Below are 13456 nucleotides of genomic sequence, written 5' to 3'. Positions count from 1 at the left end.
CAGTCCTCAGTCGGTAAAAAGATGGTGGGTCTCGGCGATGGGGCGTGCCTGCTCCGGCGATATGCGCAGAAAAGCGGCCAGCGCTTCGGTGTTTTCCTGTGCCGACGCTGTTTCGCGCACGCGGGCGTAGTTTTCGAACTGCGCGTCGCGGATACGATCGGATTCCAGCGTCAGATCATTGCGGATCGTGGGCAAAAGCCGCTCTAGTGTGTCGACAGAGGTCCGCTCGCCCGCCAGCCCGACACGCTTGGCATGCCCGACAAGGTAGTCGTCCGAGAACTGGCATTCGATCTCCAGCACCCGCGTGACCGATCTGTCAGCGGCAAAGTCGTTCAGCAGATCGATATCACCGGGGTCCATGCAGACGATCAACTGGTCGGTGTCGTAATAGTCAAACAGCATGCGCATCAAAGACCGACGGTGACGGGTGCGCTTGCCCAAGGAGTTCTGGATACCACCCAGATCGGGCAGGGCGGTGTCCTGTTCGCTGAACAGGTATTCGAGCGCAGGCAGGTTGGTCGCCTGACGCATCTGTTCAAGCACACGTTTGGCCACATGCCATTTCTTGCACACCACGATCAGCAACGCGCGTTCGCGCCCCAGCGTGCTTTCCTTTTCCCAAAAACGGGTGGCAAAGCGCCGCCCGATCCGACCTCGACCGGTGAGGAACTTGAACAGGTTGCGCCCCTCGTTGCTGATCTGAACCTCGACATCGCGGGCCGAATACAGCAACCCGAGCCGACGCTTCAGGTCCAGCGCCTCGCTGCTAATCTTGCGGGCAAATAGATAATCCTGCGACAGCAAAAGATCGTAGTGATCGTTATAGAATGTCACCGGCATTCCGTAATCGGTGAACATCAGGAACGTCAGGGTGCGCACGCGTAATTCGGCTTCGGGCACGATATGGCGTACGATGGTCTGGAAAAACGTCTCGTCCGGGATCCAGGTTGTCCTGAAGAACCGCATCACATCCTTGCGCGCACGGGTGAATGCGATCACGGCTTCGACGGTCTGACGGCGCAGACACCACCACTGACTGCCGATCTGGATCTGCAGGTCCGCAGGTATCTCGCGCGTCAGGCCAAGGCGCTTTTGCAGCTCGAACATGCCATAGAACCGCTTTTTCTGGGTGCGCTCATTGAACCAGTGCCGATAGATCAGCCGTTCTTCTTTCCAGCCGGTCTTGATCCAGTCGCTTTCAAAATAGTCAAAGCTCTCGATGAAGTCATAATCATTATCGTCGAGGTAATCGTGGATGTATTCGGCGGATTTGATTGGCATGCAATCGCCCGACAGCATGTAGAAGTGTGTGGCGCGCGGGAAGGCGTCGATCGCGCTTTCGACCGCGTTCAGCGTCGCTTGCACCAGCGACCATTCCCCCCAGCCGCAGCGGATGCGTTTGCTGGCAAATGTCACATTCGGGTTCTTGCCAAGCGTCTGGGTGATCTGGGCGAAATCAGACGGGTTGGCCGAAGCGTCAAAGTGGATCGACATATAGTCACCAGACGCCGTTAATCTCTCCGCTTGCTTGATGACGGCAAGGGGGTCTTTATGACACAAAAGGATATAGGCTATGCTGGCCATCGCGAAACACGCATCCCCTCTGCTCTGGACGAGTTTGTTAGATAAAGGCGAACAGCGATTGAATAAACCACGAATATTTGCTTTTTCTTTATTTGGGCCATTCTGTCGCCATAAATGGCAGCATAAGTACAAAAAAATTTAGGAGGCCGAGCCGAATATGGGTTTTCCAGGGACATGGATGACAGAAAGCGAGAGCGTGGTGTACCGGGTGGTGCCCAAATGCGCCTGCTCGACCATTGGACAAATCATGTTCTATTCGGATCATGGCGAATTCTTTGATGGGGATATCCACGATTCAAAATCGGGGATGCACAAATGGGCGCAAGACGCGTCCCAGCCGCTGATCACGAACAACGTGGAAAACCACAATTCCTTCGCGTTCACGTGCGTGCGCAACCCTTACACGCGGATTCTAAGCTCTTTCTTTGACAAGATTTGCGGTATTCAACGGAATGGGCGCCGTTACCGCGGCAATCTGGTGCCGCTTTTGATGCAGAAATATGGGATCGAAGTCGGCGGCGATGACGGCAAGCAAGAGTTTGACCAGATCGCCAGCTTCCGCCGGTTCTTGCTGTTTGCCCGCGACACCATCCGCTGGCGTCGGCCCATGGACCCCGACATTCACTGGTCTGCGCAATCGGGCCATGTCAGTACGTTCATTGTGAACGGCGGCACCTACGACAAGATCATCTGGACCGAGAAATTCAATGACGGCATGCAAAGCGTTCTGGACGCTATCGACACGCCCCATCCCGTCAATCTCGGTGATATCCCGCGCTTTAACGAATCCGAAGGTCACGGCCCCAAACGCGCCCATCCGGTAGAAGACTACTTTGACGATCTGTCGATGCATCTTGTGCGCGAAATCTTTAAACGGGATTTCGAGCTGTTCAAATACGACTTCGACAACCCGGCAAACAAGATGCCCACGGGCGAGATCGACCTTGCAGAGGTACATGCCAAGCTGGGGGACTAAACTGTCGGCGGGGCGCGCAGGCACCCGCCGCGCAAACCCCGCAGCTGCATCTTGCGCGCAGCGCCGTGACGCCCTACATCCTTGGCATGTCACAGGTTAAATCATCTTCCAAATCGGACCCGAACTACAAGGTCATCGCAGAAAACCGCCGGGCGCGGTTTGATTACGCTATCGACGACGACGTTGAATGCGGCATCATCCTTGAAGGCTCCGAGGTGAAATCCCTGCGCAATGGCGGCGCCAACATCGCCGAAAGCTATGCCGCCGTGGAAGATGGCGAGCTGTGGTTGGTGAATTCCTACGTCGCGCCCTATACGCAGGCCAAGACATTTACCCACGAAGAGCGCCGTCGCCGCAAGCTGCTAGTGTCCAAAAAACAGTTGTCGCACCTGTGGAATGAAACCCAACGCAAGGGCATGACGCTGGTGCCAATGGTGATGTATTTCAATCACCGCGGCATGGCCAAGATCAAGATAGGCATCGCCAAGGGTAAGAAACTGCACGACAAACGCGAAACTGCCGCCAAACGGGATTGGTCACGGCAAAAGCAACGTCTGCTGAAAGACCACGGCTAAGGCCTGCTCATTGGCGTTTACCCTGCTGAACTGGTAACTCCTTATTCATTTTCGGCTTATGCTGCATGTGCACTGCCACGGGCTCTTGCTTGCGGGGGCCGTCGCGGGTAGGCATTGAAAAACCTGTTCTAAAAGGGGGTGGACCCATGGCTGACAACCCGAAAACGCTTGTTTCAACCGATTGGCTGGCACAGCACCTCAAGGATCCGGACCTGCGCTTGCTGGACGCATCATGGTATTTGCCCGATGCGGGGCGTGACCCCAAAGCCGACTACAACCAAGCGCATATTCCCGGTGCCCGCTTCTTTGACATCGATGAAATCTCGGATGCGCGGTCGGACATGCCGCATATGGCACCGCCTGCGGAAAAGTTCATGTCGCGGATGCGTGCTTTGGGTGTGGGCGACGGGCATCAGGTGGTGATCTATGACGGATCCGGGCTGCTGTCTGCTGCGCGCGTGTGGTGGCTGTTTCGCTTGATGGGCCAGGAAAATGTGGCCGTGCTGGACGGTGGCTTGCCCAAATGGGTCGCCGAAGGCCGCCCGACCGAAGACATGCCGCCGATCCCGCGCGACCGTCACATGACCGTGCGGTTCCAGAACCAGCTGGTGCGCGACGTGACACAGGTGGCACAAGCTTCGAAACTCAGGGCACCACAAATCGTTGATGCCCGCGCAGCCGCCCGCTTCCGCGGCGAGGCCCCCGAGCCACGCGAAGGTCTGCGCGCAGGTCACATCCCCGGTTCGCGCAACCTGCCCTACACAGAGCTGCTGAACGACGACAAAACACTGAAATCCGTAGCCGAGACCAAAGCTGCATTCGAGGCAGCAGGGATCGACCTGACGCAGCCCGTGATCACCACCTGCGGGTCGGGCATCACTGCCGCCATACTAGCGTTGGCATTGGAACGGATAGGCCACACCGATTGGTCCCTTTACGATGGATCTTGGGCAGAATGGGGGATGTTCCCCACCGTGCCCGTTGCGACCGGAGACGCATAATGTTCGAAACCCTACAGGCGCAGCCTGCCGATAAAATCCTTGCCTTGATGCAGATGTACAAGGACGACCCTCGCGAGACCAAGATCGACCTTGGTGTGGGCGTATACAAGGATGCCACGGGGCTGACGCCCGTCATGCGCGCGGTCAAGGCGGCTGAACACCAACTGTGGGAAGCTCAGACCAGCAAGGCCTATACCGGTCTGGCAGGCGATCCTGCCTTTGGCGATGCGATGGTGCAGATGGTACTTGGCGATGCGGTTCCCCGCGCACAGGTCGCCGCGGCGGCGACCCCGGGCGGGACCGGCGCGATCCGTCAGGCGTTTGAACTGATCCAGATGGCCCGCCCGAGCGCACGGGTCTTTGTGTCCAACCCGACATGGCCGAACCACCTGTCGATCCTCAAGTATCTGGGTATGGAGATGGTGCCATATCGTTATTTCGACGACGACACCCGTGGCGTTGATTTCGATGGCATGATCGCCGACCTCAAGACCGCGCAAAAAGGCGATGTGGTCTTGTTGCACGGTTGCTGCCACAACCCGACCGGTGCCAACCTGAACGCATCGCAGTGGGATGCGGTGATCAAGGTTCTGCAAGACACCGGTGCCACCCCGATGATCGACATCGCCTATCAGGGCTTTGGCGACGGGCTGGACGCTGATGCGGCGGCCACGCGCAAGGTCGCGGCAGCGGTGCCGGAGTGTCTGATCGCGGCAAGCTGCTCCAAGAACTTCGGGATCTACCGTGAACGCACCGGCATCCTAATGGCGCTTTCGGCAGACACCTCGGCGCAAAAGCTGAACCAGGGCACGCTGGCCTTCCTCAACCGCCAGAACTTCAGCTTCCCGCCAGATCACGGTGCCCGCATCGTCACCACCATCCTGAACGACGATGCCTTGCGCAGCGACTGGATGGCAGAACTCGAAGACATCCGGAACACCATGCTGGGTCTGCGCACCCAACTCGCAGGCGAGCTTCAGCGTCTGTCCGGCTCGGACCGCTTTGGCTTTCTCGCCGATCACCGTGGCATGTTCTCGCGCCTTGGTACCACGTCTGAAATGGTCGACAAGCTGCGCGAAGACCACGGCATCTATATGGTGGGCGACAGCCGCATGAACATCGCCGGCCTGAACGCTGAAACCGTACCGATCCTCGCCAAAGCGATCATCGAGGTTGGTATCTAAACCGCCTGCCGCTTCACCCTTTTAAAAATACTCAAACCGCCGCGCTGATACCTCAGCGCGGCGATTTTTGTTCAAGCGCACAGCGGGTCACACGCAGCCTCGACCCATAGAAAAACCCGGGCGCGAACGCCCGGGCACCTGCCTGCCTGCAGGGGTTTAGGCCTTAGCTCTTCGAGAACTCGGGATAGGCTTCCATGCCCAGTTCGGACACGTCCAGGCCGACGATCTCTGCTTCTTCGCTCACGCGGATGCCGGTGGTGGCTTTCAGGATCATCCAGACGATCAGCGACACGATGAAGACAAAGGCACCGATAGAGGCAAAGCCGATGATCTGTGTCACAAAGGATGTGCCTTCGGTGTAAACCGGCACGACCAAAGTGCCCCAGAAACCCGCCATCAGGTGAACCGGGATCGCACCGACCACGTCATCGATCTTGAGCTTGTCAAGGAAGGGCACTGCGAAGACCACGATCGCACCACCGACAGCACCAATCCAAAGCGCACCAAACAGGGTCGGGTCAAGCGGACCAGCCGTGATGGACACCAGACCGGCAAGCGCGCCGTTCAGGACCATTGTCAGGTCGGGCTTTTTGTAAAGCATCTGCGTCAGGACCAGCGCGGCAATGGCACCCGCAGCTGCGGCCATGTTGGTGTTGGCAAAGATCTGCGCAACAGCGTCGGCGTCGATCATCGTTCCCATGGCCAACTGCGAGCCGCCGTTAAAGCCGAACCAACCCAGCCACAGGATGAACGTACCCAAAGTGGCGAGTGGCAGGTTCGAACCCTGCATCGGGATCACACGGCCATCTTTGTACTTGCCGATACGAGGGCCAAGAACCAGCACCCCTGCCAGAGCCGCAAAGCCGCCAGCTGCGTGCACCAAAGTCGAGCCCGCAAAGTCGCTGAAGCCCGCGTCAGACAACCAGCCTGCGCCCCACTGCCAGCTTGCTTCGATTGGATAGATAAAGCCGGTCAGCACAACGGTGAAGATCAAGAAGGGCCACAGCTTAATACGCTCGGCCAAGGTGCCCGAAACGATGGATGCGGTGGTCGCGCAGAACATCAGCTGGAAGAAGAAGTCAGACGCGTTGGAATAGCCGCCCGCGTCAATCGCCGTCTTGATGTCCTTGGTGGCAAAGGTGCCGAACACGCCGGGAATGATCCATGCGTCGCCGGGGTACATGATGTTATAGCCCACCAGCCAGTACAGAATGGCCGCCAGCGCAAACAGCGCGATGTTCTTGGTCAGCTGTGTGGTCACGTTCTTGGACCGCACCAAGCCCGCTTCGAGCATGGCAAAACCCGCCGCCATCCAGAACACCAGAAAGCCGCCGATCAGGAAAAGGATCGTGTTGAAAATAAATGCAGTGTCAGCCGCGGTTGCATATTCGGCCTCCTGCGCGAAGCCCAAGGACGGCAGCAGCGTGGCTGCGGCGGCAAGGGGGATAAGAAGTCGTGATGTCATGTCGTCAATTCCTCGGACGTGGGGGTCAGATGGCATCTTCGCCGGTTTCGCCAGTGCGCACGCGCACGGCCTGTTCAACGTCGAGCACAAAGATTTTGCCGTCGCCGATTTTGCCGGTATGCGCGGTGCGGGTGATTGTCTCGACCATCTGGTCGGCCAACGCGTCTGCGACCACCAGCTCGAGCTTCACCTTGGGCACGAAGTTCACGACATATTCAGCGCCGCGGTAAATTTCGGTGTGGCCGGACTGGGCACCAAAGCCCTTGATCTCGGTCACCATCAGGCCGCGCACGCCCGCTTCGGTCAGTGCTTCACGCACTTCCTCGAGCTTGAACGGCTTGATTGTTGCGATAATGAGTTTCACCTATAATCCCTCTTTCAGATGGCAGGTATCTCCTGCGGTATGCCTTGAACAAAAGACCGGCCGGTGGCCCTTGAAGGAAGGGTTCATCGCGCTTAGTCCCCCTGGTGCAAGGCGCGGATGCGTAATTGTTGGGCGTATCGAGGCGGAGTGCCTGATTATTGTGCGTTAATTAGGTGGCACAAAGCGGCGTCGACGCTAAACAAACCGCGCTCTTCGGGATAGAGTGCGAAAAAAAGAACGGTTCAGTGAGCAGTATATGAGTGATTCATCCAAACGGAAGCGGCCCTTGGTTGCTGACAAGCGCACTGCGGGCAAAGGCGGCAGTTCGCCCCGCAAACCTGTTGCGAAAAAGGCCTCTGCCAAACGTAAGCCCGCGCGGCGCGCCCCCGCGCGCCCCAAGGGGCCGATCGGTTGGCTGGCTGCATTGGTGCGGTGGGTGTTCCGTTTGATCTGGACGATCATCTGGCGTGTGACGGCTGTCGCTGTGCTGATGGTGGCACTTGCTGTTGGCTATTTCTACACCACGCTGCCGCCGCTAGAGGCGTTGCTGGACGGGCGCGCCCGCGGGTCTGTCACGCTCAAGGATCGCTATGGTGATGTCTTTGCGTGGCGTGGCGATCAGTTCGGCGGGATCGTGACCGCCGAAAGCGTATCGCCTGCGTTGAAAAACGCGGTGGTCGCAACCGAAGACAAGCGGTTCTACCGGCACTTTGGCATCAGCCCGCGCGGCATCGCGTCTGCGGTCAAGATCAACCTGAGCGAAGGGCGCGGGCCGTTGTCGGGCCACGGCGGGTCAACGATTACGCAACAGGTCGCCAAGCTGCTGTGTCTGGGTGAACCCTATGATGCTACGTCGGGGCAAACGGAAAAGGAATACGAATCCGAATGCCGCCGGTCCTCGCTGTCGCGCAAGGGCAAAGAGGCGCTGTTTTCCATGGCGATGGAGGCAAAGTACTCCAAGAATGACATCCTCTCTATCTATCTGAACCGGGCCTATATGGGCGGCGGTGCGTTCGGGGCCGAAGCTGCCGCACAGCGTTTCTTTGGCAAACCGGCGGCGGCGTTGAAGCCTGCCGAGGGCGCGATGCTTGCAGGGCTGTTGACGGCCCCGACCACGCTGTCACCCACCAATAACCTTGATCGTTCCCAAAGCCGCGCGGCCACCGTGATCCGTTTGATGGAAGATCAGGGCTATCTGAGTAAGGCCGAGGCGGATAACGCCATCGCCAACCCCGCAGAGCTGTCAGAGGCCGCAGAGGCCGAAGCGGGCGGGTATTTCGCTGATTGGGTAATGTCGTCCGGCCCCGAGTTCTTTACCCGCAACACCACCGAAGATGTGGTGATAAAAACCACGCTGGACCAGAAGATCCAACGCGCCGCCGAAGAGGGGCTCAGCTGGGTTTTTGAAAATCAGGTGCGTGACGGGTCCAAGGCGCAAGCCGCTGTGGTGATCATGTCTGCAGATGGTGCCGTGCGCGGTATGGTTGGCGGGCGCAAGACCAAGGTTGCGGGTGCCTTTAACCGCGCCACCCAAGCGATGCGCCAGACCGGGTCCGCGTTCAAACCCTTTATCTATGCCGCCGCCCTGGATCTGGGCTATTCCCCGAATGATCTGATTGACGACGCGCCTTATTGTTTGAACATCCCCGGGTCAGGCGAGTGGTGCCCCAAGAACTATACCAATAGGTTTAAGGGGAATGTGACCCTGACCAATGCCCTGAAGGATTCGCTTAACATTCCGGCCGTCAAAGTATCCGAAAGCGTCGGGCGTGATCTGGTCAGCGAAGTGGCAGAGCAGTTCGGGATCAAAAGCGATCTTGCTGCCGGTCCTGCACTGGCGCTTGGCGCCTCCGAAAGCACGCTGCTCGAAATGACGGGGGCTTATGCGGGCATCCTGAACGGCGGGTCTTCGGTTAAACCTTACGGTTTGCTTGATCTGACGTTGCAGGGGGATAGCGAACCGGTGATGGGCACCGGCGGTGGTATCGGTGAGCGGGTCATTCAAGAAGATGCCGCCCTGAAGCTGGTCTATATGATGGAAAAAGTCGTGTCCGAGGGGACCGGTCAGCGGGCACAGTTCGGTGGGCGCGAGCTGGCTGGTAAAACCGGTACGACACAGGCCAACCGTGATGCGTGGTTCATCGGCTTTTCGGCTGATTACGTGGCCGGTGTCTGGATGGGGTATGACGACAACACACCTTTGACAGGCGTATCGGGGGGTGGGTTGCCGACCGAGATCTGGAAGCAGGTCATGGTGCGGGTGCACGAAGGCTTACCCAACACGCCGCTGCCGATGATTGTGCCCGAACCGCCTGTGGTTCAGGCACCGCCGCCGCAGCCACAACAGCCCCAACAACCGCAGCAGCCGCAGCGCCTACCGCGTCAGGACAACCCGCTTGGGGTCATCGACAGGGTGCTCCGCGATATCTTTGGCGGGTAACGGGCCCGCCCCTCTCCTTAGGGGACACCGAAACGAAAGAAGGGAGGCCGGAACGATCCGGCCTCCCTTCTTGATTCTATAATACGGCTTGGCGGCTAGCACCGGCTTTTAGCCCGAACGCCCTCGCGGACAGCTACCTTAGTTGGTGCTGCGCGGGCCGGTCGTGGCGGCGGTGCTGGTCGGGCGAGCCAGATCCGCACGGCGCTGTTGCAGATACTCTTGACGCGCTTGAGCATAGCTGTCGCCCGCAGCTGACATAGGCACCTGCTGGCCATTCACGATACGGCGGTTCTTTTCAAACACGCTATCGGCATAGCCGGTGACCGTGCCCACGTATTTCTCGGGGCTATCGAGCGTATAGGACAGTGGGTTGGTGAACAGATCCACCACGCGACCGGCGGTGTCACGGCGGGTCGACGGACCAAGCACCGGCAGTTCGTAGTAGGGGCCTTCGCCCACACCCCAGACATACAGCGTTTCGCCAAAATCCGTATCATGCTCGGGCACTTTGAAGTCGCTTGCCACGTCAAAGAGGCCACCCATACCCAGCGTGCTGTTCACCAAAAAGCGGTATGTCGCCAAACCGAAGCCCGCAAAGTCGGCCTGCAAGGCGCTGTTCACGGCGGCCTGTGGCATCGACAGGTTTTCAGACACGTTGTGAATGACAGACTGGAACTCGGTCGGGACCGCAGCCGCCACGCGGTTCGGTTTGCCAGAGCCGCCGATCTTTTGATTGAGCGCATGTATCTTGCGGTTGCTAGGCTCGTGCGGGTCATTGATCCCGGCTGGCTGGGTGCGCGAGGCACCGCTACAGGCCGCAAGGCCCGCAACCAAAGTGACACCCGCAAGGGCGCGCAGCGATGTGGAGAGGGTCGTGGCCTTAATCATGGTAAAAATCCCGAAAACACGTGAAAAACATGGTTTGTTATGCGCAGGGTACCTGAAATACGCAACATGAGTCTCCTTGGTCGCCCCCGTGTTGCTGGCAGGTGTTGCCGTTCGTCCCTCTTGGCCCTTTTCGTTTGCGTATCGCAGCGCTATCGTCCCGCCAACGACCACTCATTTCAAGGAAGCCTCCCATGAGCATCACCAGCCGTTTAAACGATCTTGGCGTTACCCTGCCTGACGCGCCGGCCCCCGCGGCGAACTATGTGCCCTTTGTGGTCACCGGAAACACGGTTTATGTGTCGGGGCAGATCTCGAACGGGCCGGACGGGTTCATCACGGGCAAACTGGGTGCAGATATGGACGTGGCCGCCGGTGCCGAAGCGGCCAAGACATGCGCGATCAGCTTGCTGGCGCAAGTCCAAGCAGCCTGTGGCGGCGATATCGAGCGGCTCAAGCGGGTGGTCAAGCTGACGGCGTTTGTGAACTCCACCGCCGATTTCACCGATCAGCCCAAAGTGGTTAACGGTGCCTCCGATTTTCTGGTCGAAGCCTTGGGCGACGCGGGCCGTCATGCACGCTCGGCAGTCTCTGCAGCGTCCTTGCCGCTGGGTGTCGCGGTCGAAATCGAAGGCATCTTTGAAATCGAATGACCCTACCCGAGGCGTTCTATACGATCCCTATAGCGCATCGCGGTTTTCATCACCGCGATGCCGGTCGGCCCGAAAACAGTTTTGCCGCGTTTCAAGCAGCGATGGATCGCGGATACGGGATCGAACTTGACGTGCAGCTGTCGCGCGACGGTGTGGCGCTGGTGTTTCATGATTACGCGCTGGACCGTCTGACGGCCCAGACCGGAGCCCTCCGGCAGCGCGATGCGGATGACCTGTGCCAAATTACGCTGACCGGCGGCAGCGACACCATTCCCACCTTGCCGCAGGTACTGGCGCTGGTCGCGGGGCGCGTGCCCTTGCTGATCGAGATCAAGGATCAGGACGGTGCCATGGGCAAAGATATCGGCCCGCTAGAGCAAGCGACGGCAGATGCGCTGCGGGGCTATGCGGGCGATGTCGCCGTTATGTCGTTCAACCCCAACAGCGTTGCGCGCATGGCTGACCTGCTGCCGGATGTGCCGCGCGGTTTGGTGACCAGCGCCTATCGCTATGTCGAATGGCCGCTGCCCAAAGCCACCTGTGACCACCTGCGCGAGATCCCTGATTACGACAGCACAGGGGCCTGTTTTATCAGCCACGAGGTCGACGACCTGCCCCGCCCCCGCGTGGCAGAGCTGCGCGAGGCAGGTGCCATGATCTGCTGCTGGACGGTGCGCAGTTTATCGGTTGAAAACGGCGCGCGCGAATTTGCGCATAATATCACCTTCGAAGGCTATGACGCGCCGCTGCAAGGTTGAACCGTCCGGCTTTGGCCACAGATAAGGACTATGACAACGGGACACCCAGAATGAACGCGCGCGACGTCGAAATCAGAATTGCTTCGGGCATCGCGCAAATTGGTCAGGACGCGTGGGACGCATGTGCCTGCTCCGAGGTCGCAGCAGGGGGGCGCCCTGCGGACCCTTTCACCACTTATCGCTTCCTGTCGGCGCTAGAGGAAAGCGGCAGTGTCGGCCCCGGCACAGGCTGGCAGCCCCAGTACCTCAGTGCCGTTATCCACGGGCAGGTCATCGCGGTCGCCCCGATGTACGCCAAGTCGCATAGTCAGGGGGAATACATCTTTGATCACAGCTGGGCCCATGCGTTCGAACGCGCCGGCGGGCGCTATTACCCCAAGCTGCAGATCGCCGTGCCTCACACTCCCGCCACGGGCCGCCGGTTCCTAACGCGTCCGGGGTTCGAAGAGACGGGCACCGCAGCGCTCATCCAAGGCGCGGTCCAGCTGACCGATTCCAATGGGCTGTCATCGCTTCACATTACCTTTTGCACCAAGTCAGAGGCGTCAGCAGCCGAGCAGCTGGGCCTGTTGACCCGCAAAAGCCAGCAGTTCCATTGGCACAATCACGGGTTCGCAGATTTCGACGGCTTCCTTGACACGCTCAGCTCGCGCAAGCGCAAGAACATCCGCAAGGAACGCCTGCAGGCGCAGGCGTTCGGCGGCGAGATAGAGGTGTTCACCGGCGATGACCTGCGTCCTGAACATTGGGATGCCTTCTGGCGGTTCTATCAGGACACCGGCGCGCGCAAATGGGGCACGCCTTATCTGACGCGCGCCTTCTTTGACATTGCGCAAGACCAGCTGCGCGACGACATCGCGTTGGTGCTGGCCAAGCGGGATGGTGAGTGGGTGGCGGGCGCGCTGAACTTTATCGGTGCCGATGCGCTATATGGGCGTTACTGGGGCTGCAGCGAACATCACCCGTTCCTGCACTTTGAATTGTGCTATTATCAGGCCATCGATATCGCGATCAAACTGGGCCTGTCCACGGTAGAGGCAGGGGCGCAGGGTGAACACAAGCTGGCGCGCGGTTACCTGCCAAAGGCGACGTGGTCGCTCCATTGGATGCGCGACGAGGGTTTTATGCGGGCCGTTCAAGACTATCTTGTACAGGAACGGGCAGCCGTTGACGAAGAGATAGATATTTTGACAGATTACGGCCCGTTCAAAAGGGTCGAGGTTGAGGAACAGGAATGAGCGAAAGATTAAGCGAAGAGACGCGCAAAACTGTATTGGCACCCTTGTTCAGCACAGGCTGGGCCATGGTGGATGACCGCGACGCCATCGTCAAAACATTCAAGTTCAATGATTTCGCGGATGCGTTCGGCTGGATGACCCGCGCGGCGATCTGGGCCGAAAAGTGGAACCACCACCCAGAGTGGGAGAACGTCTATAACAAGGTCATCGTCACCCTGACGACCCATGACGTTGATGGCCTAAGCTCGCTCGACGCCAAGCTGGCGCGCAAGATGGACGGGCTGATGGGCGAGGTCAAAGCGGGCTAAACCGCCAGTCACAGGCCCAGTCACC

General features: G+C 59.1%; 13 protein-coding genes. 9 read left to right on the top strand and 4 right to left on the bottom strand.

What is annotated here, in order from left to right:
* Positions 1–6 precede the first annotated feature (6 nt).
* Positions 7–1584 carry a DUF5928 domain-containing protein gene (locus BLQ98_RS01370; RefSeq protein ID WP_093731559.1) on the bottom strand — a complete coding sequence of 526 codons (1578 nt, stop codon included), beginning with the start codon at positions 1582–1584 and terminating at the stop codon, positions 7–9.
* 157 nt (positions 1585–1741) lie between these two features.
* Between BLQ98_RS01370 and BLQ98_RS01365 the strand changes: the two genes are divergently transcribed.
* The 4 genes from BLQ98_RS01365 (at position 1742) to BLQ98_RS01350 (ending at position 5320) form a co-directional block, all read left to right on the top strand.
* Positions 1742–2560 (top strand): sulfotransferase family protein, encoded by an 819-nt coding sequence (locus BLQ98_RS01365; RefSeq protein WP_093731558.1) that lies wholly within the window; start codon positions 1742–1744, stop codon positions 2558–2560.
* A gap of 86 nt (positions 2561–2646) precedes the next feature.
* Positions 2647–3135 carry an SsrA-binding protein SmpB gene (gene smpB / locus BLQ98_RS01360; RefSeq protein WP_093731557.1) on the top strand — a complete coding sequence of 163 codons (489 nt, stop codon included), beginning with the start codon at positions 2647–2649 and terminating at the stop codon, positions 3133–3135.
* A gap of 146 nt (positions 3136–3281) precedes the next feature.
* A complete protein-coding gene (sseA, locus tag BLQ98_RS01355) occupies positions 3282–4136 on the top strand; it encodes a 3-mercaptopyruvate sulfurtransferase (RefSeq protein WP_093731556.1) in 855 nt (284 codons plus the stop codon).
* Positions 4136–5320 (top strand): amino acid aminotransferase, encoded by a 1185-nt coding sequence (locus BLQ98_RS01350; protein WP_093731555.1) that lies wholly within the window; start codon positions 4136–4138, stop codon positions 5318–5320. The genes sseA and BLQ98_RS01350 overlap by 1 nt, the downstream gene beginning before the upstream one ends.
* Before the next feature lie 163 nt (positions 5321–5483).
* Here BLQ98_RS01350 and BLQ98_RS01345 read toward each other — a convergent pair whose 3' ends face one another.
* Complete coding sequence (locus tag BLQ98_RS01345; protein ID WP_093731554.1) at positions 5484–6785, bottom strand: ammonium transporter; 1302 nt, start codon at positions 6783–6785, stop codon at positions 5484–5486.
* 25 nt (positions 6786–6810) lie between these two features.
* Positions 6811–7149 carry a P-II family nitrogen regulator gene (locus BLQ98_RS01340; RefSeq protein ID WP_005851080.1) on the bottom strand — a complete coding sequence of 113 codons (339 nt, stop codon included), beginning with the start codon at positions 7147–7149 and terminating at the stop codon, positions 6811–6813.
* Positions 7150–7405: 256 nt separating this feature from the next.
* On the opposite strand from BLQ98_RS01340, the gene BLQ98_RS01335 reads away from it, so the two are divergent.
* Positions 7406–9589: a transglycosylase domain-containing protein gene (locus BLQ98_RS01335; RefSeq protein WP_208596001.1), complete on the top strand. Its 2184-nt coding sequence runs from the start codon at positions 7406–7408 to the stop codon at positions 9587–9589.
* Positions 9590–9727: 138 nt separating this feature from the next.
* On the opposite strand, the gene BLQ98_RS01330 is transcribed toward BLQ98_RS01335, so the two are convergent.
* Positions 9728–10477, bottom strand: a complete 750-nt coding sequence (locus tag BLQ98_RS01330; RefSeq protein ID WP_093731553.1) for an MlaA family lipoprotein — start codon at positions 10475–10477, stop codon at positions 9728–9730.
* A 191-nt stretch (positions 10478–10668) separates the two neighbouring features.
* On the opposite strand from BLQ98_RS01330, the gene BLQ98_RS01325 reads away from it, so the two are divergent.
* Genes BLQ98_RS01325 through BLQ98_RS01310 form a run of 4 tightly spaced genes read left to right on the top strand, consistent with a single transcriptional unit; the run spans position 10669 to position 13431 of the window.
* A complete protein-coding gene (locus BLQ98_RS01325) occupies positions 10669–11127 on the top strand; it encodes a RidA family protein (RefSeq protein ID WP_093731552.1) in 459 nt (152 codons plus the stop codon).
* Complete coding sequence (locus BLQ98_RS01320; RefSeq protein WP_093731551.1) at positions 11124–11885, top strand: glycerophosphodiester phosphodiesterase family protein; 762 nt, start codon at positions 11124–11126, stop codon at positions 11883–11885. Before BLQ98_RS01325 ends, BLQ98_RS01320 begins: the two co-directional genes overlap by 4 nt.
* 50 nt (positions 11886–11935) lie before the next feature.
* On the top strand, positions 11936–13123 hold the full coding sequence (locus BLQ98_RS01315; protein ID WP_093731550.1) for a GNAT family N-acetyltransferase: 1188 nt from the start codon (positions 11936–11938) through the stop codon (positions 13121–13123).
* Positions 13120–13431: a 4a-hydroxytetrahydrobiopterin dehydratase gene (locus BLQ98_RS01310; protein ID WP_093731549.1), complete on the top strand. Its 312-nt coding sequence runs from the start codon at positions 13120–13122 to the stop codon at positions 13429–13431. Before BLQ98_RS01315 ends, BLQ98_RS01310 begins: the two co-directional genes overlap by 4 nt.
* Positions 13432–13456 lie beyond the last annotated feature (25 nt).

This window comes from Sulfitobacter litoralis (assembly GCF_900103185.1).
GTDB lineage: Bacteria > Pseudomonadota > Alphaproteobacteria > Rhodobacterales > Rhodobacteraceae > Sulfitobacter > Sulfitobacter litoralis.
Note: the sequence above shows the minus strand (reverse complement) of the source record. Positions and strands in the feature narration are given on the sequence as shown.

Bases quoted from the DNA above. Each gene is read 5' to 3' on its own strand.
- BLQ98_RS01370 (WP_093731559.1), bottom strand. From the start codon at position 1,584: ATGGCCAGCATAGCCTATATCCTTTTGTGTCATAAAGACCCCCTTGCC.
- BLQ98_RS01365 (WP_093731558.1), top strand. From the start codon at position 1,742: ATGGGTTTTCCAGGGACATGGATGACAGAAAGCGAGAGCGTGGTGTAC.
- smpB (WP_093731557.1), top strand. From the start codon at position 2,647: ATGTCACAGGTTAAATCATCTTCCAAATCGGACCCGAACTACAAGGTC.
- sseA (WP_093731556.1), top strand. From the start codon at position 3,282: ATGGCTGACAACCCGAAAACGCTTGTTTCAACCGATTGGCTGGCACAG.
- BLQ98_RS01350 (WP_093731555.1), top strand. From the start codon at position 4,136: ATGTTCGAAACCCTACAGGCGCAGCCTGCCGATAAAATCCTTGCCTTG.
- BLQ98_RS01345 (WP_093731554.1), bottom strand. From the start codon at position 6,785: ATGACATCACGACTTCTTATCCCCCTTGCCGCCGCAGCCACGCTGCTG.
- BLQ98_RS01335 (WP_208596001.1), top strand. From the start codon at position 7,406: ATGAGTGATTCATCCAAACGGAAGCGGCCCTTGGTTGCTGACAAGCGC.
- BLQ98_RS01330 (WP_093731553.1), bottom strand. From the start codon at position 10,477: ATGATTAAGGCCACGACCCTCTCCACATCGCTGCGCGCCCTTGCGGGT.
- BLQ98_RS01325 (WP_093731552.1), top strand. From the start codon at position 10,669: ATGAGCATCACCAGCCGTTTAAACGATCTTGGCGTTACCCTGCCTGAC.
- BLQ98_RS01320 (WP_093731551.1), top strand. From the start codon at position 11,124: ATGACCCTACCCGAGGCGTTCTATACGATCCCTATAGCGCATCGCGGT.
- BLQ98_RS01315 (WP_093731550.1), top strand. From the start codon at position 11,936: ATGAACGCGCGCGACGTCGAAATCAGAATTGCTTCGGGCATCGCGCAA.
- BLQ98_RS01310 (WP_093731549.1), top strand. From the start codon at position 13,120: ATGAGCGAAAGATTAAGCGAAGAGACGCGCAAAACTGTATTGGCACCC.